This is a genomic window from Streptomyces sp. NPDC005962 (genome assembly GCF_040629205.1).
GTDB lineage: Bacteria > Actinomycetota > Actinomycetes > Streptomycetales > Streptomycetaceae > Streptomyces.
This window is the reverse complement of sequence record NZ_JBEXVE010000032.1, coordinates 1-21,334: the sequence shown is the minus strand read 5'-3', so window position 1 is coordinate 21,334 and position 21,334 is coordinate 1. Positions and strand designations below refer to the sequence as shown.

The 21,334-nt window shown below is 70.5% G+C and carries 15 protein-coding genes and 3 pseudogenes; 6 read left to right on the top strand and 12 right to left on the bottom strand.

From position 1 onward, the window contains the following. Nucleotides 1-45: 45 nt before the first annotated feature. Nucleotides 46-1,251 (bottom strand): S8 family serine peptidase, encoded by a 1,206-nt coding sequence (locus ABZ370_RS36200; protein WP_358630092.1) that lies wholly within the window; start codon nucleotides 1,249-1,251, stop codon nucleotides 46-48. Between the two features lie 237 nt (nucleotides 1,252-1,488). Between ABZ370_RS36200 and ABZ370_RS36195 the strand changes: the two genes are divergently transcribed. After that, a complete protein-coding gene (locus tag ABZ370_RS36195; RefSeq protein WP_358630089.1) occupies nucleotides 1,489-4,803 on the top strand; it encodes a right-handed parallel beta-helix repeat-containing protein in 3,315 nt (1,104 codons plus the stop codon). 37 nt (nucleotides 4,804-4,840) lie between these two features. Here ABZ370_RS36195 and ABZ370_RS36190 read toward each other — a convergent pair whose 3' ends face one another. The 6 genes from ABZ370_RS36190 to ABZ370_RS36165 all read right to left on the bottom strand — a co-directional run bounded on the left by ABZ370_RS36190 (nucleotide 4,841) and on the right by ABZ370_RS36165 (nucleotide 11,215). Continuing rightward, nucleotides 4,841-5,446: a YkgJ family cysteine cluster protein gene (locus ABZ370_RS36190; RefSeq protein WP_358630086.1), complete on the bottom strand. Its 606-nt coding sequence runs from the start codon at nucleotides 5,444-5,446 to the stop codon at nucleotides 4,841-4,843. Next, nucleotides 5,443-6,045 carry a hypothetical protein gene (locus ABZ370_RS36185; RefSeq protein ID WP_358630083.1) on the bottom strand — a complete coding sequence of 201 codons (603 nt, stop codon included), beginning with the start codon at nucleotides 6,043-6,045 and terminating at the stop codon, nucleotides 5,443-5,445. The genes ABZ370_RS36190 and ABZ370_RS36185 overlap by 4 nt, the downstream gene beginning before the upstream one ends. Nucleotides 6,046-6,512: 467 nt before the next feature. Further along, the gene (locus ABZ370_RS36180; protein WP_358630081.1) at nucleotides 6,513-6,965 is read right to left on the bottom strand and encodes a VOC family protein; all 453 of its coding nucleotides are present in this window, start codon (nucleotides 6,963-6,965) and stop codon (nucleotides 6,513-6,515) included. A 261-nt stretch (nucleotides 6,966-7,226) separates the two neighbouring features. Further along, on the bottom strand, nucleotides 7,227-8,990 hold the full coding sequence (locus tag ABZ370_RS36175) for a CocE/NonD family hydrolase (protein ID WP_358630078.1): 1,764 nt from the start codon (nucleotides 8,988-8,990) through the stop codon (nucleotides 7,227-7,229). A gap of 407 nt (nucleotides 8,991-9,397) precedes the next feature. After that, the gene (locus tag ABZ370_RS36170) at nucleotides 9,398-9,865 is read right to left on the bottom strand and encodes a TIGR02611 family protein (RefSeq protein WP_358630075.1); all 468 of its coding nucleotides are present in this window, start codon (nucleotides 9,863-9,865) and stop codon (nucleotides 9,398-9,400) included. A 390-nt stretch (nucleotides 9,866-10,255) separates the two neighbouring features. Further along, entirely contained in the window at nucleotides 10,256-11,215 is a 960-nt protein-coding gene (locus ABZ370_RS36165; protein WP_358630072.1) for a LysR substrate-binding domain-containing protein, read from the bottom strand. 85 nt (nucleotides 11,216-11,300) lie between these two features. Between ABZ370_RS36165 and ABZ370_RS36160 the strand changes: the two genes are divergently transcribed. Beyond that, nucleotides 11,301-12,614: an aspartate aminotransferase family protein gene (locus ABZ370_RS36160; protein ID WP_358630069.1), complete on the top strand. Its 1,314-nt coding sequence runs from the start codon at nucleotides 11,301-11,303 to the stop codon at nucleotides 12,612-12,614. Between the two features lie 196 nt (nucleotides 12,615-12,810). On the opposite strand, the pseudogene ABZ370_RS36155 reads toward ABZ370_RS36160, so the two are convergent. From ABZ370_RS36155 to ABZ370_RS36145, 3 genes and pseudogenes are all read right to left on the bottom strand, one after another. Continuing rightward, nucleotides 12,811-12,942: pseudogene (locus tag ABZ370_RS36155) on the bottom strand (integrase); the annotation flags it as partial. 363 nt (nucleotides 12,943-13,305) lie between these two features. Beyond that, nucleotides 13,306-13,539, bottom strand: a complete 234-nt coding sequence (locus tag ABZ370_RS36150) for a hypothetical protein (protein ID WP_358630066.1) — start codon at nucleotides 13,537-13,539, stop codon at nucleotides 13,306-13,308. A gap of 481 nt (nucleotides 13,540-14,020) precedes the next feature. Continuing rightward, complete coding sequence (locus ABZ370_RS36145) at nucleotides 14,021-16,744, bottom strand: BTAD domain-containing putative transcriptional regulator (protein WP_358630063.1); 2,724 nt, start codon at nucleotides 16,742-16,744, stop codon at nucleotides 14,021-14,023. A 187-nt stretch (nucleotides 16,745-16,931) separates the two neighbouring features. On the opposite strand from ABZ370_RS36145, the pseudogene ABZ370_RS36140 reads away from it, so the two are divergent. Then, a pseudogene (locus tag ABZ370_RS36140) lies at nucleotides 16,932-17,281 on the top strand (chitinase); the annotation flags it as partial. Next, nucleotides 17,226-17,774, top strand: coding sequence for an IS3 family transposase (locus tag ABZ370_RS36135; RefSeq protein ID WP_358630060.1), 549 nt, complete (start codon nucleotides 17,226-17,228; stop codon nucleotides 17,772-17,774). The pseudogene ABZ370_RS36140 and the gene ABZ370_RS36135, both read left to right, overlap by 56 nt. Here ABZ370_RS36135 and ABZ370_RS36130 read toward each other — a convergent pair whose 3' ends face one another. Further along, nucleotides 17,775-18,161: an RICIN domain-containing protein gene (locus ABZ370_RS36130; protein WP_358630057.1), complete on the bottom strand. Its 387-nt coding sequence runs from the start codon at nucleotides 18,159-18,161 to the stop codon at nucleotides 17,775-17,777. Nucleotides 18,162-18,775: 614 nt separating this feature from the next. Beyond that, the gene (locus ABZ370_RS36125; RefSeq protein WP_358630054.1) at nucleotides 18,776-19,432 is read right to left on the bottom strand and encodes a helix-turn-helix domain-containing protein; all 657 of its coding nucleotides are present in this window, start codon (nucleotides 19,430-19,432) and stop codon (nucleotides 18,776-18,778) included. Nucleotides 19,433-19,645: 213 nt separating this feature from the next. On the opposite strand from ABZ370_RS36125, the pseudogene ABZ370_RS36120 reads away from it, so the two are divergent. Both ABZ370_RS36120 and ABZ370_RS36115 read left to right on the top strand, forming a co-directional pair. After that, nucleotides 19,646-19,786, top strand: a pseudogene (locus ABZ370_RS36120) (IS256 family transposase); the annotation flags it as partial. A 547-nt stretch (nucleotides 19,787-20,333) separates the two neighbouring features. Next, nucleotides 20,334-21,122: a serine hydrolase gene (locus tag ABZ370_RS36115; protein ID WP_358630051.1), complete on the top strand. Its 789-nt coding sequence runs from the start codon at nucleotides 20,334-20,336 to the stop codon at nucleotides 21,120-21,122. The last annotated feature ends 212 nt before the right edge of the window (nucleotides 21,123-21,334 follow it).

The window sequence follows — 21,334 nt, the reverse complement described above, 5'->3', positions numbered from 1 at the left end:
CGGTACCTCGGCCCGCCGCCTTACGGGAGGCGGCGGGCCGAGGCGTCAGGCGACGGTCCGGTCCTGTCCCGCCGGGCGCCAAGCCCGGGCCCGGCCGCGCGGGATCACCGCGGCCGCCGCGGCCATCAGCACCACCGCGCCGAGGCCCGCGCCCGCGATCAGCAGCGCGCGATCGCGCGGCTTTGCGGAAGGCTTCGGGGGGACGTGCGCGGGGACCTGCCGGGGCGCGGCGCCCTGGTTGTCGGTGAGGACGGAGGTCACCGCCGCGTACGGGTCCAGCCTCGGCGGAACCGCCGGATAGCCCGCCGTGACGAGCTGACGGGACACCTGGGCCGGGGTCATCTCCGGGTACCGCGCCCGTACCAGCGCGGCCGCCCCGGCGACGTTCGCGGCCGCCAGCGAGGAGCCGGAGCCGATGAAGTGGCCCCGGCCCCTCGGTCCGACGCTGACCACCGCGTCCCCCGGCGCCGCCAGGTCCGCCCCCGACGTCTCCGGAGCGTTCTCGGGCCGTGTGCCGTCCGGGCCGTAGTCCATGACCGACAGCACGCCGGGAGCGGCGGCGGGCCAGTACCAGGGGGCGGGCTTCGCCGGCTCCCCGGTCGTGGGGTCCTCCGGCAGCGCGTCCGGGGCGAACGGGGCGACGACGAGGGCGCCGCGCCGGGCCGCGTGGGCGGCGGCGGCCGTCAGCAGGGCCTTGCCGGTGGGCAGCGCGCGCCCGACGTAGATGACGTCCGCCCCGGCGTCGGCGGCGGCCCGGATCCCGCTGGCGAGCTGGACCGCCGTGGGGTTGCCGCGCTGGTCCGTGCCGCGCACCGCCAGGATCCGCGCGCCGGGCGCCGCGCCCGCCACGCCCGAGCCCGCGCCGGGCTTGGCTGCGATCAGGCCGGCGGCGAAACTGCCGTGCCCCACGCAGTCCGTGCCCGCGCCGCCGACCGCGGTGACGCGGCCGGACAGGGCGGGGATATTCGTGCCGACCCCGGTGTCCACCACGCCGACGGTCACGCCACCGCCGTCCGCCAGCGGCCAGGTCCGGGAGAGCCCCAGGACCTTCCGGGTCCACGGCTTGTCCCGCGCCGTCTCACCGGACGCCTGGGTGCATGCCGCGTCAGGTGCCAGAGCGGCGGGGATGGCGGGGAGTTCGACGGAGTCCGCGGCTGCGGGCGGGGACTGAGCGGCCAGGGGCGCCACGGTCAGCAGCGCGGCGGCCACCGCCCGCGCCACCGGACGGCGGGGAGAACGAGCACGTCGCATGACGCGCACGATACGCGGCCGACATCACCACACGGTAACCTGCCCTCGGCGCGAACTGCCGTGCTCAATCCCGGACGTGGCTGTGAACCGTGAGCGCACCCGAGCCGTAGGTGCCTGGAGCGCGGGGCCGCGGTTCCCGTAGCCTTCATCGCTTGCTCGTCCCTCTCCCCGCGGCCGCACGGGTCCGGGCTTCGGCCACGAGGGCCGGCAGCGCCATCACAACGAGGAGGTCCCAGCGTGTCACGGCAGTTGCTCACGGTCGGTCCGGACCAGCCGGAGGGCTTCCGGACGATCGGCGAGGCCCTGGAACAGGCGCGCACAGGAGCGGTGATACGCCTCCGGCCCGGCCGCTACCGCGAGAACCTCACGGTCCGCACCCGTGTCACCATCGCGGCTGACGGAGAGCGCGGCAGCGCGGAGATCTGCCCGCCGCGCGGCACCGCCGTGGTCCTCGTCGCGGACGCGGTGATGCTCACCGACCTCACCCTGCGCGGCGGCAACGAGGACCTGCCGGTGGTCGACGCGCCCCGGGGCCAGGTCGCCATGGACGGCTGCACCGTCGTGGGCTCCGGCTGGACGGCCGTCCTCGCCCGGGAGAACGGCTCGCTGGCCATGCGGGACTGCCGGGTCTCCAACCCCGAGGGCGCCGGCGTCGTGGACACCGCCCCCACCGGCAGCGTCGTCGCCGACTCCCTCTTCGAACACCTGGGCACCTCCGCCGTCGTCCTCGGCGAACAGGCCCGCACCACGGTACGGGGATGCCGGGTCCGCGATGCCCAGGGCAACGGCATCCTCGCCAACGGCGAGGCGCAGGGCCGACTGGAGGACTGTGACATCTCCGGCACGGAGAAGCCGGCCATCGCGCTCGAGGGCAAGTGCTCCACCCATGTCCTGCGGGCCCGGGTGCACGACACCTCGGTCGGCGTCTACATCACCAGCAGCTCCCGGCCCACCCTCGAAGAGGTCACGGTCACCGACACCTCCGGGCCCGGCATCGTCCTCTCCTCGGGTGCCGATCCTGAGCTGCTGCGCTGTGTCACCTCCCGCACCAAGGGCAACGGGCTCGCCGTCACCGAGCGCTCCCGGGGCACCTTCCAGGACTGCGAGTTCGGCTCCGCGACCGCCCCCGCGATCCGGGTCATCGGGTCGAGCGCGCCGCTGCTCACCGGCACCACCGTGCGCGACTGCGCCGACAAGGCGGCGTCCGTGCTGCTGGCCGAGGCGTCCTCGGCGGAGTTCGACCGCCTGGAGGTGGCCGACGCCGCCGGTGTCGCCATCTCCGTACGGACCAACGCCAATCCGCTGCTGAGCAGGGCGCGGGTCTTCTCCGCCGGCGGCCACGGGCTGGAGTTCACCGAGGACGGCCGCGGCCGTCTGGAGAACTGCACGGTCGAGCGCGTGGAGGGCGCCGGCATCCGCATCGCCGACGGCGGCGCTCCCGACATCCGCGACAGCGCAGTGCGCGAGGCGACCCTGGCCGGCATCTCGGTCGGCTCCGAAGGCCGCGGCACCGTCAGCGACTGTGAGATACGCTCCTCCGCCACCTCCGCCGTCCACGTCGAGAGTGGCGGCGCGCTGACCGCCCACCGCCTCCACCTGGCCGAGTCCGGCGCGCACGGCGTCCTGATCGCCGAGGGCGGCCGGGCCACCCTCGAAGCCTGCCAGGTCACCGGCTCCACCGGCGACGGCTTCCGCGTGGACAGCGCGGAGAAGGTCACCCTCACCGGCTGCACCGCCCGGGACAACCGCGGCGCGGGGCTGAAGCAGTCCCGCGCGAGCGAGCGCCTCACCGTGGAGGGGCTGGACAGCAGCGGCAACGCCGGCGACGACGAATGGGGCGAGACGGCCGGAGCGGCCGGTACGGCGGCGAAGCCCGCCGGCGGCGAGGGGAAGAAGCCCGAAGGCCCGCTGGAGGAGCTGGAGTCGCTCATCGGCCTGGCCGACGTCAAACACCAGGTGCGCACCCTGATCAATCTCAACCAGCTCGCCCAGCGCCGCGCCAGCCTCGGCATGCCCGCCCCGCCGATGAGCCGCCACCTGGTCTTCTCCGGCCCGCCCGGTACCGGCAAGACCACCGTGGCCCGGCTCTACGGCGGCATCCTCGCCGACCTCGGCGTGCTGCGCTCCGGGCACCTGGTCGAGGTCTCCCGGGCCGACCTCGTCGCCCAGATCATCGGCGGCACGGCCATCAAGACCACCGAGGCGTTCAACGAGGCCTTGGGCGGCGTGCTCTTCATCGACGAGGCGTACACGCTCACCTCCGACAGCAAGGGCTCCGGCGCCGACTTCGGCCAAGAGGCCATCGACACCCTGCTCAAGCTCATGGAGGACCATCGCGACGACGTAGTCGTCATCGCCGCCGGATACACCGACCAGATGGCCTCCTTCCTCGGCTCCAACCCCGGTCTCGCCTCCCGGTTCACACGCACCATCGAGTTCGCCAACTACTCCGTGGACGAGCTCGTCACCATCACCGAGTCCATGTGCGAGGCCCACCGCTACGAGCTCGACCCGGGCACCCTCGACGCCCTCGCCCGACTCTTCGAGCGGATGCCGCGCGACTCCACGTTCGGCAACGGCCGTGCGGCGCGCCGCGTCTTCGAGGAGATGGTGGACCGCCAGGCGTTCCGGCTCGGGTCGATGGCCGACCCGGCCGAGGCCGACATCTCCCAGCTGCTGCCCGACGACGTCGCCGACGACGCGGCGATCAGCGGCGCGAACGGGCCGCGCGACTCCAAGGACCTGCTGACCGAGCTGGACGCCATGGTGGGCCTCGGCGCCGTCAAGCGCGAGGTCACCGACCTGGTCAACCTGCTTCAGGCCACCAAGCAGCGGCAGGCAGCGGGCCTGCCCACCCCGAGGATCAGCCACCACCTGATCTTCTCCGGGCCGCCCGGCACCGGTAAGACCACGGTGGCACGCCTCTACGCGGACCTACTGCACTCCCTCGGCGTCCTGAACACCGGTCAGCTCGTGGAGGTGGCCCGCGCCGATCTGGTGGGCCGCTACGTGGGGCACACCGCGCAGCTCACCAAGGAGGTCTTCGAGCGCGCCTTCGGCGGCGTGCTCTTCATCGACGAGGCGTACACCCTCACCCCCGAGGGCGCCGGATCCGACTTCGGCCAGGAGGCCGTCGACACGCTGCTGAAGCTCATGGAGGACCACCGCGACGAGGTCGTCGTCATCGCCGCCGGATACACCGCGGAGATGCGCCGCTTCCTCGACTCCAACCCCGGCCTGGCCTCCCGCTTCAGCCGCACTGTCGAGTTCGAGCACTACGACTCCGACGAGCTGGTCACCATCATGAACACGTACGCTGCCAACTCCGGCTACGACTGCCCGGAGGAGACCCTGCAGGCGCTGCGCGGTTACGTGGAGCTCATCCCGCGCGACCGCTCCTTCGGCAACGCCCGCACCGCCCGCCAGCTCCTGGAGGCGATGATGACGCGGCAGGCCCGGCGCATCGGCACCATCGCCGCCCCGGGCCTTGAGGACCTGCGGCTGCTACTCCCGGACGACCTGCCGACGGGCTCCGCTCAGCCCGCGGGCTGAGCGGCACCCCCGGCGGTCGCTACGACCGCTGCCGCCGTTACGAGGAGGCCTGCGCCGACCGGTCGGCCTGCTCGGCGTCCTCAGAGGTCTCCGCGGCCAGGATGAAGTCGTACAGCTGCTCCTCCGTCGCCGGCCGGGCGGAGGCGTCGACCCTGGCGTTCCACTCGCGCGCCATCCGCAGGTGCTCGGACCAGGCCGCACGATTGCGCGCGATGTCGCGCCGGTAGGCGGGGAGGTCCATCGTGGCCAGATTCCAGGAGTCCGGTCCGCCGCACAGGGTCTTCTCACGGATGCCCACCGAACCCTGGGCGAGACTGGTCGGGAAGGTGGCACACACGATCGGCCGGTGCACGTACGCGCCGCAGCGCGCCTTGCCGGGGGCGATCTCCATCAGGAACACGCACCCCTTGGTCACGGGCCGGTGGAGGAGATGGAGGTCGTGCAGCGGGCCGCCGGGCTTGAAACGGAAGTCGCTGTTGTCCTCCTCCTTCCCCTCCTTCAGGTAGACGAACTCCCTGGGGTGGAGGGCCATTCCGGCCGCGAGTCTGCGGACGTCGGCGATGGTCACGTGGACGTTGTACTCCCGGCAGCACCTGCCCTCACAGGAAGCGCAGCCCGCCAGATTCGCGCCGCTGCCGTTCACGCGACCACGTCCTCGGGCCAGGGCATACCGGCCTCACGCGAAGCCTGGGCCTCCAGCAGATAGCGCTGGAAGTCCTCGACGTTCGGCGGGGTTTCGGCCTTCTCGGCCAGGGCGTTCCAGCGCGCGATGAGCTCGAACCAGTGGTCACGGTCGGCGGCCCACTGGCGCTCCGCCTCCGCGAGCTGCTCCTCGTCGAGCCGGGGGCCGGTCCCTCCTCGGACCTCCTCCACGGCCTCGCCACCCGTCCGGGTGGCTCCCTTGCCCGGGAGCGCGGGGAACATGCGGCACGAGGCGGGCGCGAGGTCGCCCAGACCGCAACGGCCGGTCCCCTGAAGGGTGCGTATGTGGAAGACGCAGCCGTGGGCGGCGTTGGCCACCCTGAGCGTCACCCGGCGCCGCGCGTTGTCCAGCACCACCCCGGTCGGATCGTCGGCGGCGGCCGGTGCGGTCTGGGTGAAGTGCCACGGCTCGAGAGCGAGGGTGCGGGCAATGCGGACGAGATCCGCGCCGGTGACGTAGCGCGGCCCGCGGCGGCAGAGTGTTTTCGCCCGGGATGACTGCCATGGGCCGTCGGTGCCCGGCAGGAAGTCCGTTGTCAAAACTGTGTCCCCTTCGTTCAGGGCAGTGTGAAAGTTGTCAACGTGACTGCGAGGGAGCGTAGTCGATCGCTCTCCGCGTGCGGCGGGGGACGTCCCGCACCACCGGGCAGCCGCCGCCCGCACCGCACATCACGGCAGTCACCGCACATCAGCGGCAGAACTCCCGGCGGGTAACCGGTCGGGCCCGTTCGCTTCACCAGGTGGGTGAACAGCGCCTTGTCCCAGCTCGTCCGGCGTCTGGGCGGCATAGCCTGTGCGGTCTGATCCACGCCGTCAGCGAGCACCCGGCGGAGTGGCAGGGGGCCGCGTTCGACAGCTATCTCGGCATCCTCCGGGCCGGCCTCGCACCCACCCCCTGACGACCGGGCTCTCGGTGCGGGCGAGGCCCGGACTCGGACGTTGGGCCGGGGGCTGTCAGATATGAGCGCTCGCTGCGGTGTCGAGTCCGTCCCGCAACTGTGTCGCGGTCAGGCGTCTTCGCCCAATATCTCGATCAGCTCGATGGCCGGCCCATGGGCCAGACCGTCCAGGTACACGAAGCGTGCCTGCCCTGCGACGGATGCCTCGAAGGTAGCACGAGGTTCCTCTCCCGTCGCTCGCAGCGATTCGAGGTACTGGTCGATGCTTTCTACCACGTACGCGAGGTGGTGGACGCCTTCGCCGTGAAGGTCGAGGAACTCCGTGTACGGCGAGCGGCCTTTGAGCGGCTGGATCAGTTCGATCTCCGAGGCTCCCGTCTTGATGAAGCCGTGACGGGCAGAAGAGCCGACCTCCTCCCCGTGAAGTGTGGCTGCGGGGAATTCCAGATCCGTGATCAGCTCCATCCCGGCACCCCACCGGTTCGCGTAATCGGCAACGGCGCGGTCGAAGTCTTCCACGATGATGCCGACGTGAAGGAGAGGTGGAAGGCTGATGGGCACGGGTATCTCCCTTGGACTGATGAACTGAGCTGTGTGCGATCTGCCGTTCGCCCCCCCTGGTCGGCGGGGGTCGGTGGCGGGACGGCGGGGCCGGGCTCTGCCGCCTGGCACCCGTGGTTCGGATTCCGCTGGGCTCGCGGGGGCCCACACCCCGCCCACCGGCCCGGCCGGGACCCCGCGGCCTCGTCGGCCGCCGTTGCGCGGGAAGCCCTGCTCGCCCTGTGAGCCAACGTGACGAGGCTGTCCAGCGGTGTGGCGTCCTCAGCGCCGCTCACGGGCCGACGGCACCGAGAACGTGGCGGGGCCGGGCTTCAGCTTCGCCGCGTTGATCTTGATGAAGGTGTCGAGCCACGGCGCTCGGTCGCCACCGGTGGCGATGTCCTCGGCCGGGTCGTCCAGGGGCAGCTGGAGACGGGCGTCACTGATCCGGATCTTCTGCTTGGAGGGGGTGTCGAGCCAGTCCCCGGTCCGCACCGAGCCGATCTCCACGGCGAGGCGGTGGCCGGCCCGCAGGGTCCAGTCGGTCGACTTCAGGCCGATGTTCAGCCGGTCCCGGTCCAACCGGGAGACTCGCTCGTCGAACGCGACGGCGTTGCCATCCTCGTCCACGTCGTACAGCTTGACCATCACGTTGCCCTCGCCCTCGGCCGTCATGGTGACCCGGGGCGTGCCCGAGACCCGGGTGGCCGTCTCAAGAGGCCCGGACCAGACGAAGAAGCTCCCAGCACCACGACCGGCCTGCTCTTCCGCGGTCGCCGGCTGCGAACCCGCTCCGCTGTCCACGTACGAGCCGTTGCCGAGACGAAGGTTCGCGGAGCGGTTCGCCGTGGGCCAGGACTTCTCCGCGCGCCAGTTGCCGCGGTTGTCCTGGACGGCGTAGTTCGGGTACTGGGTCTTCGGGTCGATGCCCTTGAGGTGTTCGTCGAAGAAGGACAGCGTCTCCTTGAACCAGTTCGCGCGGCCCATCGCCAGCTTCCCGTCCTGCGTGCGTTGATTGCCGCGTACGTGGTCCCAGGGGCCGACCCATGCCCGCTCGGGGCCGCGGTGATTGCCGAGGAATTCCTCCATCCCCACGGGCAGGGTGTTGTTCTCGGCGGTGCCCTGGGTGAAGAGAAGTGGAGTGTCGGTGCCCTTGGCGTTCCTGGCTGGGCTGTGGTCCTTCCAGTACGGGTCGTCCGGGTCACCGATGGAGGGACCGAAGGAGTTGAGCGCCAGGCACTCGGGATGCTTCTTCTCGTACGCGGCGTTGGTCCGGTACCGCTTGTCCTCGTCCGGCAACTGAGCCAGCTCCGCGATGCGGTTGTAGCTGGTGGGCGTCTGGACACTGTGGGGACGCGGCACGCCGTTGGAGTGGAGCTGCTGATACAGGTCCCAGATGGGCTCCTGGGCGACGACCGCCTTGAGCGCGTCGTGCTTCACGTTGTTGCCGAGGAGACCGGTGTAGGCGTCGAAGGACTTTCCGTACATTCCCACCGCCCCTGTGGACCAGGGCTGTTTCGCGCTCCAGTCGATCGCGGCCTTGACGTCGGCCTGATCCCCGGGCCCGCCGAAGTCGAGACATCCGGTGGAGCCGCCGAAGCCGCGCGTGTCCACCATGACGAAGGCGTACCCCTTGTCCAACAGGTCGGCCCCCTCAATGAGGTCCTGGAAGCGCTCCGAGGGGCCGGCGTGCGCCTCCTCGACCTCCAGCTCCCCCGAGTGGCCGAAGTACGCGCCGGCCGACATGATGACAGGCACCTTCTTGCCCGCGGGGAGCTTCTCCGGAAGCAGGACATCGGCGTGCAGCTCGGTCTTGGAGCCGTCCGAGGAGGGGAAATAGTGCTGGGTCCAGCGCGCCCCTTCCGGCACCCGCTCGTTCTCCTCGTGCGTGACCGAATCGGTAGCAGTGGCGACGACCGCCTTCTGCTTTCCGCCGCCGTTGGATGCCTGGTCCGGCGCGGCGACGGCCACCCCTATGAGGCCGCCGGTCAGAGCGCAGACTCCGAGCAGGGCTGCGGCGGCAGTGGCGGCTGGTCGTTTCCTCATGCGGTGCTCCGGAACTCGGGTGCGGGCGGACTCGGAAGGGGATCGCTCGCCGGGCAGACCAACTCTGAGCAGAACCGACGACCCCTCTGTCACTTAGCGACACTGTCACTAAGTGACATAGACTGCAAGTGGAGCCGAGGTGATTTTCGAAGCTCGCCCCCGATTCCGCTTCCCCCGGCACGGCGACTCGGCTCCGCCGGCCTTGCCGGACCAGGGCGATGGGGACGGCTGTGCGCACGGCCACCGGAGGCGCCGTGGGCGCCCCACGTGGCACCCACCGAACCGGACGAGGGCGCTGCGCATCGACAGAAGCGAGCGGCGCCCCCTGAGCGGCACACTCCGATGAGGCTCAGCTCACAGACAGAGGAGGGGACTCGGCGACTGCTCCACGCATCCGCATACGCCGCTCAACCGCCGATCTCCCAAGGCAGGACGACGCCGTAGGAGTACAGGTAGCCGGTGAGCGCCGCAGCACAGACCGCGACACCCGCCGCAAGCAGTGCGATGTTACGGCGCCTCACACGGGGGTCCATGGCACGCCGGGTGGCCTCGGTGACCCGGCGCCTGGTCCAGCCCAGCACTCGCTGCGCCCACGTGAACTCTGTGCCCCAGAGCGCCATTCCGGCGAAGATCACCAGCCAGCCGGGGCCGGGCAGCGGAAGCATGATCACTCCCGCGACGACTACGGCCAGTCCGGCGACGAAGACCCCGGCCCTCCAACCCACATACAGCGGCCGGTGGCGCCTGGCCCACCTCGGCGCCCTGGAGCCGGGCGGCCTGCCGTCCGAATGCCCGCCGCCGACCGGTGCCGCCCCGCGCTCAGCGGGTGTCGCTACCGCGGGCCCTGAAGGCCGGACATGACTGTCTGTATGCATGATGTCCCTCACGTCGGATCGAAGGTGCGCGACCACAGCACCAAGTACGCGATCTTTCTGGGAAAAGTGGGTGCGCGGCCGGACCGCAGGCAACGGCGAACGCCTGTCACTTGATGACAGTGTCACTAAGTGACAGAAAGGGCAAGACCCACACTTACGCGCGTCCAGGGAGCCGGAGGCCGTAACGAAAGGCTCTGGTGACGTGACAACACTTGTAGAGGCGCAGAGAGCGGTGGAGGTGGTCGAGGTGGGCGACCTGCTCGCGCACCGTCGCGACGATCTCCGGGTGAGCGTGACCGAGGATCGCGCTCATCTGGCCGGAGGTGAAATCGAGCAGCTCGTGAACGGTTCAGCCGGCGGGCGCGGCGGAGCATCGAGGCAGCGACGCCTTTACGACCTGAGTGGTTGCTGTTCTCGGCCAGGGCGCGGGGTGGGTGCGGACAGGGCTGGGATCTCGGGATGCGCGCGGAGCGCCGTGACGACCGCGTTGACCGCCGCGCGTCGCAGGGTGCCGCGCCGCACCACGATGGTGACGTTGCGGTGTACCGGTGTGCTGAGCCGGAGGGTGGCAACGGCGTGGTCCGGGGTGACGGCCAGGGCGGGCAGCAGGGTGATCGACCGGCCCGACTCGACGTGCCGCAGCAGCATCAGATAGTTGCTGAACCGGCATGCTACCCGGGGCTCGAACCCCGACGCGCGGCACAGCCGCACGGTCAGATCCGCCATGTACGACTGCGGCCGGTCGCAGGCCCAGGTCTCCTCCGCGCAGGTCGCGAGGTTCACCGGCGCGCCGCGGGCGTGGGTGCGGGCGAGGGGGTGGTCGCGCGGCAAGACGAGCACGATCGGGTCGGTTCCCAGCGGAATGATCTCGACGTCCGGCCCCCAAGCGAGGCCCGCGTAGTCGGTGGTGGTGACGATGACGTCCGCCTCGCCGGAGCGCAGGGCGGGCCCGCTCTCGTGCGGCTCCGACTCGACCAGTTCAACGTGGAGCCGCGGATGGGTGGTGGCCAGGCGCGTCGCCGCCGGGACCGCGAGGGGGTAGATCGCGCTCTGGAACGCGCCGAGCCGGACGGTGCCGACGGGCTCGTCGTTCAGCGCGTGCAACTCGGCCTCGGCCTCGGCCATCTGATCCAGGATCTCCCGGCCCCGACGGGCCAGCAGCAGACCGGCCGGGGTCAGCTGCACCTTCCGCCCGGTCCGCTCCAGCAGCCTGCACCGGGTCTCGGTTTCGAGCACCGCCAGTTGCTGGGACACCGTCGACGCGCTCAGGTACAGCGCCTCGGCAACCGCGCGGACGGTGCCCAGCGTCTCCAGCAGGCTGAGCAGGCGCAGCCGCCCCGAGTTGAGCACACGGCCGATTGTACGGTTCCGTCGAACAGAGCGGCCGGAACTGTGCGATGGACGTGCGCAGGCCCCCGTCCCTAACGTCGAGGACATGCCTTCCGAGACAGCCACGGGCGCCGCGGAGCGCCACCTCATCCGCTATTCCGGACAAGCCGCCTTCACGCCGGAGGTCATCGCTCGCGCCGACGGCACGTCGGTGTTCACCGAGAGCGGTCGCGAACTGCTCGATTTCACCTCCGGCCAGATGAGCGCGATCCTCGGACACTCTCACCCCGAGATCGTCGCGACGGTCCGCGAACAGGTCGCCCACCTCGACCACCTCCACAGCGGCATGCTCAGCCGCCCGGTCATCGAGCTCGCCCGGCGGCTCGCCGGAACCCTGCCTGATCCCCTGGAGAAGGCGCTGCTCCTGACCACCGGGGCGGAGGCGAACGAGGCCGCGGTGCGGATGGCGAAACTCGTCACCGGCCGCCATGAGATCGTCTCGTTCGCCCGGTCCTGGCACGGGATGACCCAGGCCGCCGCGAACGCCACCTACAGCGCGGGGCGCAAGGGCTACGGACCCGCCGCGCCGGGCAACTTCGCGCTGCCGGTCCCGGACCGCTTCCACCCCGACATCGCCGACGCCGACGGCTCGCTCGACTGGCGCCGCCAACTCGACCTGGGCTTCGACCTGATCGACGCCCAGTCGGTCGGCAGTCTCGCCGCATGCCTGGTCGAACCGATCCTCAGCTCCGGCGGCGTCATCGAACTCCCGCCGGGCTATCTCGCCGCCCTGGCGCAGAAGTGCCGGGAACGGGACATGCTGCTGATCCTCGACGAGGCTCAGACCGGGCTGTGCCGCACCGGCGACTGGTACGCCTTCCAGCACGACGGTGTCGTCCCGGACATCCTCACGCTGTCCAAGACGCTCGGCGCGGGGCTGCCGCTGGCCGCTGTGCTGACCAGCCCCGAGATCGAGCAGGAGGCGCACGACCGGGGATTTCTGTTCCTCACCACCCATGTCAACGACCCGCTGCCGGCCGCCGTCGGCAACACCGTCCTCGACGTGCTGATCCGCGACCGCCTCGACGAGCGCGTACGCCGACTCGGAACGATCCTGCGCAAGGGTCTCGACGGTCTCGCCACCCGCCACGACGTCGTCGGGGACGTCCGCGGCCGCGGGCTGCTGCTGGGGGTGGAACTGGCCGGCGACCAGGTTCTGGGCGCTGGCGGTGCCGACCGGCTCGGCGCGGCCGTCACCCGGCGCTGCTTCGAACTCGGGCTCCACATGAACATCGTCCAGTTGCCCGGCATGGGAGGCACCTTCCGTATCGCGCCCCCGCTGACCGCGAGCGACGACGAGATCGCCCGCGGGGTCGCCATCCTCGACGAAGCACTCACCGACGCCGCCCGGGACCTCTGAAACTCAGGAGCGTGGCTGCCCGCGCGGACGCAGGCGGCGCTCCGCCGGCCGGTCCACCGGTTCCACAAGCCGTTGAGCTCCACAAGCCGTTGAGAGGAGAGCCGGTGTGCGTGCGGGGCCGGGGGCGTCAATCCGGCGACGGCCGGTCGCGGCGTTGCGCGGGGTCCTGGTGCTCCGACCGCAGGGGTTCGCCAGGTCACTCAGGCCACGCGGCGAAGGGGCGTCCGCCTGGGCGCATGCCTTTCTCGCCGCGGATGCGGGCGCGCTCCTTGCGCTCGGTGGCCAGGACGACGCGGTGGCGGGCGTTGGCGTTGCGTCAGCGCAGGTAGCCCAGCCGACGACACCTGGGGGACATTTGACCGGGTGGTGTTGCCGTCGACGCCGCGGCCGGCGGCCGGTGAACCGTATAGGGCGGACGTACCTGGTGGCCATGACACCGAACAAGCCGAAGCCGCCGAGAGAGCAGGACGGCCATGTCCACTGAGGCCCCCGAGGTCGCCGGAGCCGAGCGGGACGCCGCGCCCGCCGAGCAGGCAGACGCGACGACGGATAGCGCTGCCCCCTCGGGCTAACAAGAGCCCACCGGCCCCGCCCCGGCCACACTTCATCCTCTACATGGACGGGCCCGAATACGCGCGAAACCTCCGGCAGTTGACCCTGAGGACCGGACCCACCACGTGCTGCTGCCCGTCTACGGCAGGGAGGTCACGAATTCGCCGCGCCCTGCGCGTACCCCGGCCCCTCCGGCGTCGAGACCGATGCGCTCGATACGCCCGGGGTCGGAAATCGTCGCCGTCACGGGGGCGTTCCGGCTGCGGGCGTACCCGTGCAGCGTGTCGAGGATCGCGGTGTCGACCGGCTCCTCCCCCACCACCGGTAGGGGTACGCCGTCGGCGGTGGCGGAACCGTCGCCGGAGATGATCACTGCAAGCGGGGAGGGCGTCCCGGCCAGTTCCCCGCCGCGTGGCGCTCGTCCCCCGTGTTCGGCTCGTCCGGTTCTTCACCCAGGCTCATGACCATCCCTCCCTGATATCGCCGACCGCGTGGCCTCGGTCCGAGTCCGCCGCGGTCCTCGGGAAGCGGTCACGGACAGGGCGCCATCGCGGTCCCGCACACCGCCGGGGAAACGGGCCAAAACAGCCCAAATCCCCGCCGCGACGTACGCCATCTCCAGCTCGGTGGGCGGACGTTGAACCATTTCCCTCTTCCGGCCGTGGTGTGCAGCAGTGCCATGATCCAACCGGGTCATGACGAGGCACAACGGGAGGTGTGTTCATGGTGAGTGGTGCGCGCGGGTTGGTAGCGATGGGTGCGATCCGGCTCTTGGCGGCGGCGGCCGGCGGTCGGTGGTTCCGGCCAGGCCGGCGGTTGGGACCGGAATACGGCCCGGCCATCGTCGGCGGCACTCAGCCGACGTGGAATGTGCAGAGCCTGGTCACGGGCGGGATCATGTTCGTGTCGGTCGGAGCCACGTGCCCAGGAGTGGTCATGCGGTCCGGCTCCGCATCGGGCGTGCGTTGGTCCAGTCGACAGAGTTTCCCCCGGATTTCCTCGTCGTCCGGATAGTCGAGCTCCTCGAAGACCATGAGCGCCTGTCGCCATCGAGTGCGGGCCGCCTCCGGGTCGCCCGCGGCCAGGAGGACGTCGCCGAGGTGGCCGAGGGTCTCGCCCTCGTGCCAGCGGTTGCCGCTGTCCCGGTGCGCCCCGAGCGCCTGACGATAGTGCTCGATCGCCTTGTCGTGGTGGTGGAGCCGGTGCTGGACTGCGCCGAGGACGTCGAAGGTGATGCCTTCGCCCCACCGGTCGCCGCTGGCGCGCAGGACGGTCAGCGCCTGCTCCAGGTGGTCGATGGCCTCGTCGAACCGGCGCATCGCCGTCAGCGCGAGAGCCGTAACGTTGAGGCTCCAGGCCTCGCCCGTGCGGTCGTGGGCGTCGCGGGCGGCGTCGAGCGCTGCCCGGGCGGTGTCGAGCCAGTCGTGCAGATGGCCGCGGAGGTACAAGAAACCCCACAGGACGGCGGCCAGTCGCCAGGCGATGCCCGGTCGGCGGGACGCGGCGGCCTGGTGCACCGCTGCGACGAGGTTGGGACGTTCGGTCTCGCACCACTCCAGGGCCTGGTCGTGCGCGACGAACGCCAGGGGGCGGCAGCCGGGGGGCGGCGGTTCGAGAGGGACCCGGCGGCGATGTGGGGTGAGGTGGACCGAGGCGGCGTCCGCGCTGTGCAGGTACCAGCACAGAAGCCGTTCCACGGCCTGATCCCGCTCCTGCGGTGTCTCTTCCGTGACGACGCGTTCGCCGGCGTAGGTGCCCAACAGGTCGTGCAGCGTGTAGCGGCCCGGTGTGTGCTGGGTGAGCAGATGGGCGCGGGTGAGTTCCCCGAGCAGGCCGCGGGTCTCACGAAGGGAGAGCCCGGCCAGTGCGGCCGTGGCGGGTACGGAGATATCGGGACCGGTGCGCTGGCTGAGCAGGTGGAACAGCCGGGCGGCCGGGGCGGACAGGGCCTCGTACGACAAGGAGAAGGCGGCTCGCATGTCCGTGGCGGGCTCGCCCCCGGCGAACGCGTCGAGGCTGCCCTGGCTGTCGCGCAGTTCCTCGGCGACTGCGCGGAGCGGGAAACCGGGGTGGGTGGCGGCACGGGCGGCGACGATGGCGAGGGCGAGCGGCAGCCGGGCGCAGCGCGTGATGATTTCTTCCGTCGCCTCAGGTTCCGCCACCAGTGGTGCGGAGCCGACGCGTCGTACCAGGAAGCCGTGTGCCTCGGCGGGCGTCAGCGAGTTCAGAGTCAGCGGATGTGCCCCGGCGCCCGCGATCAGGCCGGTGAGCTGGTTGCGGCTGGTGACGATGACCAGGCAGCCGGGGGAGCCCGGGAGCAGGGGGCGGACCTGCTCGGTGTCGCGGGCGTCGTCGAGGAGGATCAGCACCCGCCGGTCGGCGAGCAGGCTGCGGTACAGCGCCGCCTGGGCGTCGAGAGAGGCGGGTATGCGCTGCGAGGGCACACCGAGCGCGTCGAGGAAGACGCGAATGGCCTCCTCCGGTGGCATGACCGAGTCGGCTGGGTCGAAGCCGCGCAGGTTGATGTACAACTGCCCGTCGGGGTAACGGTGGGCGAACCGGTGAGCCACGTGCACGGCCAGTGTGGTCTTGCCGACACCCGCCATGCCGCCGATCACGCTGATCTGTACTGCGGCCGGGTGCGTCCCGTCGTCGGACAACAGGTTCTGGACCTGCTTCAGTTCGGCGTGCCGACCGGTGAAGGTGGGCAGGTCGGCGGGTAGCTGTGCGGGGGACGCCCTGTGCAGGGCGACCGGTGGTGCCCACGACTCGGCTTCCTTCTCCGGGAGAGAGAGTTCCAGTGACGCGTCGGCCGTCAGGATGCGGTAGTGCAGTTCCTGGAGCGACGGGCCGGGGTCGATGCCCAGTTCGACCGCCAGGGTGCGCCGCGTCCTGCGGTACGCCGCCAGCGCCTCGGCCTGCCGTCCGGACCGGTACAGCGCCAGCATGAGAAGCCGGCACAGCCGCTCTCGCAGCGGGTGCTCGCCGGTCAGCGCGGTCAGCTCGGCGATCACTTCGTTGTGGCGGCCTAGCTGGACGTCGATGTCCAGGCGGGTCTCCAGCGTGGTCAGCCGCTCCTCGGTCAGCCGGGAGCGCTCGGCCTCGGCGAGCGGGCCGGGGAGTCCGGCCAGCGGTGTCCCCTCCCACCTGTCGAGTGCGGCGCGCAGCAGCTCGGCGGCGGCCGACACCTCGCCCGCGGCTCGCAGCTTCTTCGCTTCGGCGACCCGCCGCTCGAACACGCCCAGGTCCAGGGAGTGTTCCGGGACACGGACCAGATATCCGTCCGCGGCCGAGACGAGCACCTGCGGGGACTCACCGGCGTCACGGTCGGGTTCCAGCACCTTGCGCAGCCGCGAAGCGTAGGTGCGCAGCACGGACACGGCCGCCGGCGGCGGTTCGTCGCCCCATACGGCATCGACGAGTTCGGCGACCGTGACGGGACGCCCGCGTCGTAGGAGCAGCGCTGTCAGCACCACTCGTTGCTGCGGCGAGCCCAGGTCCAGTTCACGTTCACCGTGCCATGCCCTGACCGGCCCCAGCACCGCGAAGCGCAGGGATTTCTCGCGGGCCGCGTTCATGAATCCGCCGGGGCTTTGTTCGGCACGGTCAGCGTGCCGCTGCTCGCGCATCCCCCTCCACCGCCCTTCTTCGTCGTCATGGCGCTCCGCCCCCTCCCTCTGTCATTAAGCGATACCTTGTCACTAAGTGACGAGACACCGCAAGTGTGGACCTGAAGACCTTCGGTTCCGGTGAGGCCGGCTGCGCTACAAGGCCGCCGGCGACACCCTCGGCCTGGATCTGCTGAACAACACCGCGCTGGTGGAGACCAACTCCGCGGTGGCCTGAAAAGTCGGCCTTTGGCACTGGAACACCCAGACCGGCCCCGGGAGCATGACGCCGCACGACGCCATAGCCGGCGGTCCCGGCTTCGGCGAGACGATTCGCTCCATCAACGGCGCCCTGGAATGCGGCGGCGCGAGCCCGCCCAGGTGCGGAGCCGCATCGATACGCACCAGAAATTCACCCTGAGCGAGGGGGATTCGCACTTCGGCAGGGAGTGTGGTGGGTGTGTGCGTGGCGGGTGTGAGGTTCCCCCGAGATGCGGGGAGAAGTGACAGCAAGTCAGATAGGTCTCACGAGAGGAGACCAGACATCCCTTCCTCCACCTACCACCGCTGGCGACACGCTGAGAGGGAGCCGTGCGAACGACGCCGCCAGGACGCCGAGCTGACCGACAGGATCCGCCAGGACTCCGGCGGCATCTACGGCTCACCACGCGTGCACGCCATCCTCAGGCGTGAGGGCATCCAGGTCGGCAGGAAGCGAGTCGAACGGCTCATGCGCCAAGCCGGCCTGGCCGGGATCAGCCCCCGCAAAGGCAAGGGCTTCACCCGCCGCGACCCGGACGCCGACCTCGCTCCTGACCTGGTGCAACGCGACTTCACGGCACCCGCGCCGAACCGATTGTGGGTCACCGACCTGATCCGCCGCATCCAGAAACGGCTCGGCTACCTCAGCCCGATCGAGTTCGAGGAGAAGCACTACGCCGACCAGGCAACGGCTGAGCCAGTAAACCTGAAACCACGTCAACCCGCCCTGACCAGCTAATCAGCCACACCCGCGCAGCGGGGGAACCTCATCGCTCTTCTGATTGCGGATCCAGTACATGCCACCTGGGCGCTGGTCGAACCGCCAGAGCTGGTTGTCCTCGTCGCTGCCGTCGCAGTGGTATTCGGTCACTGGTGTGGCGCTCCTGGCGGGACCGTAGTACGACAGGTCCAGGCAGAGGCCGTCGGTGACGTTGCGGATCAGGTCGAGGTCGGCGCCGCCGGTGCCGCGGCCGCGGTCCTTGAGGCCCGGTTTCAGGGTCCAGCGCTGGTTGTCGCTGCCCGATGCCTCGCAGCCGGGATCGTCCTGCACCCTGCCGTCCGGCCGCCCCTTGCCCTTGCCGGGGAGAGCGACGCAGACGCCGTACTTCTCGTTCTTGATCAGCACGGCACCCCGGGGAACACCACCGGAGCCATCTCCCGCCTTCGGAGGCTCTCTTCCGGTGAAGCGGAGGGCGACGGGGCCTCATGGCCCGAACCGGAGGCTCCATCCTTCGCACCCCCCGGCCCGCCGCTACCCAGCGCCACCAGCCAGCCGATGACGAGTACCGCGACGCTGACGGCCACCGTCCTCGCGAACAACGGCCGTTGCAGCATGTCAGGCTCCTCGCACTCGTCCACGCTCAACTTTTCCTCACGGCGTCGGCACATGGTTTCGCGCGGGCTCGATGCAGTCCGCGGCGAACCAGACGGTCACACTCCGGGCGTAACGCAATCCGGCGCACACCGCAACGGACACCGAAGAGAAGCAGTCACCTTCCAGCCCGCTCCCCACCCGGTCGGCCAGCGGCTCGGAGTCGACCGTGAGGCGCAATGAACCATTCGGCTGTCTCTGCCGTGACATAGGTGATGGCGGCGCCAAGGTTCCCCCCGTACCCCGTGGCGTCCGCCCGGCCCTGCCGACCGCGTGCCAAGCGCGGTCGGCAGGGTGCCCCGTGGCTGCCGTATCGCCTTATGTCGCGTCGCGCCACCACCTGTGGGCGGGCTAACCGGAGTGCCGTATTACGCGGTGATCGGGTCCCCCAGGACTCCCCCGGTGGCGTTGCGGATGGCGCCCGCCAGACGGTCCGCGGCGTCGGCGAGTCCCCGGGGGTCGGCACCCCCCAGCAGGGCGGCGCCGATGTCCTCGCTGATGACCCGCAGGGCAGCCGAGGCCGCCGCCGCGTACAGACGCACCTGAAGCTTGTCGGCCGGAAGCTCCAGTCGCACCGCGATGATCCCGGCCATCTCCCGCTCCACCTGATCGCAGGCCATCAGCCATGCCGTGCGAATCGCCGGCTCCCTGTCCCCCAGCAAGATCATTTTCATCGCGAGTACCTGGTCGGCCTGCTCGATCTCGCCGGCTTCGCGGCCGAATCTCATCTGCTCCGCTGAGAGATGGTCTTCGAGGGAAAGGTCCCGGGGCCAGCTCCGCAGCATGGCCATCTCCCACTCCACGCCCCGCATCACGATGGGCTCGGCGCAGCTCTCCTTGCTGCGGAAGTGCCGCCAGATGGTGCGCGTCGACAAGCCCACGGCCTCCGCGATCTGATCGCCGCTGGTCGCGTCCACACCCTGCGCCCAGAACAAACGGGCCGCCTCCCGTGAGATCTCCAGCCGCAAGCGATGACGCCGGTGCTCACTCATCCCACTGCGCTTGGTCGATGCCACGCCGGCCATCTCCGCTCCCTGCTCACGTCGACACACAAGTGTGTCGGGTACCAGCTCGGTGGCCTGTGAACGATCATATGCGCGGGTTGCGTCCTGTGGAGTGGTGTACGGGTTCTACCTGATCCGGGGGTTTCTCCCGGCGTCGGAGTGGGTGCCCGGATAGAGAGACGGCCATCAGCTGATCCTTCGAGAACGACGAAGATCTTGAAGGAGATCAGCACGATGACCGCACCTGACAGTGTGCCCCTGCACGCCCTGACCGAGGACAATCTCGCCTCGGCGAGTCCGGATCTGCTCCGCGCGATGATCAAGACCTTCGCCGACGCGCCGATGTCCTCCGAGGCCGACGCCGCCCTCGGGGCCCGCCCGATCACGTATCGTCTGTCGGCGGCCCGGCCTTGTCCGCTTCGTTCACCGGCTTCAGCGCCGCAGGGCGTTCGCTTCCCGCATGTGCGACAGCTTCTCCGGGTTGCGCACGGCGGACGGTCCGTGGCTGAGCCGACCTCACCGCTCACGGTCAGGGTCCACGGTGAGCCGTTACGCGCTGACCAGAGCGAAACCGCCAACCGTGCGGCACGCAGCGCGTCCGCACCGCCGTCCCGCGGAAGAAGATCTGGCTCGCAGCCCGCCCTCGTGGCGGACTTCCGCGGAGTGAACACCCCCTGGGGTGCTGTGCCCATCGTGGAACGATCCCGTGAGACCCGGACGCGTCCTTGAACCCCACCCCCCTTTTGACCGTGGCGTCATACAGAGCCAGAACGCTGGGTGCCGTCGCAACGGAGCGACGTACCCGCGTGGCGAACCGCACCACGAAGGAATGGGCAAGCACACCATGGGCCGACACCGACGAATATCCCGGCTTCCCCGTACCGCCCCGGCGTCAAGAGCCGTGCTGGCCGTTGGCGCGCTTATGCCGACGCTGACCTCGGCGGGGGCAGCCCGGGTCGTCCCCTCACAGCCGGTGGTCTGCACCTCGGACAAGCCGGAACTCGCCGACAGGCTCTCCGAGGACATCGCGTCGGCACTGGACGGCTCCAAGACCACGACGGCGATCAGCCTCCACGACCGCACCACGAACACCACCTGCACCCTGGACGCGGACCGGAAGTTCGACTCCGCGAGCACCGTCAAGGTGACCGTGCTCGCCACGCTGCTGTGGGACGCGCGGAAGGACGACCGCGCCCTGACACAGAAGGAGAGGAAGCTGGCTACCGCCATGATCACAGAGTCCGACAACAATGCCACCACCACGTTGTGGGACCAGCTCGGGACTGACAAGGTCAACGGATTCCTGCGGGCCGCTGGAATGACCGATACCACCCTCGACGGCGAGGGCCTCTGGGGGCTCACCCAGATCACCGCCAACGACGAGGCGAAGCTCCTCCAGCTCGTGACCCGCGCGAACCGGGTGCTCGACGACGACTCCCGCGCCTACATCCTCAAGCTGACGGGCGAGGTCATCCCCTCACAACGCTGGGGCGCCCCGGCCGGCGCGCCGAGCGACGCCCAGGCGCACGTGAAGAACGGCTGGCTGGAGCGGGTCACGAACGCCTGGCGCGTGCACAGCCTCGGCGCCTTCACCGGCGGCGGCCACGACTACACGATCACGGTGCTCTCGCAGGGCAGCGACACGATGAACGAAGGCATCGACACCATCGCGAGCGTCGCCCGCGCGGTCCACACGGATCTCAATGCCTGACCGGAACGGGACTGCGGAACCCTGGGGGCAAGGCGGCCACGTTCTTCCAGGCGCCGGGCATGGAACTGGAGTTCGCGGCCGGTTCGACGCTCGCCATGACGTTCCTGCCGCGGGTCGGCCTCGTCGACGAGGCCGACCGCCCCGGCCAGCGCCAGGGAACCGGGGAGGGCCCGGTTCCGAACACCACCTCATGCGAAAATTGGGGGACAGGG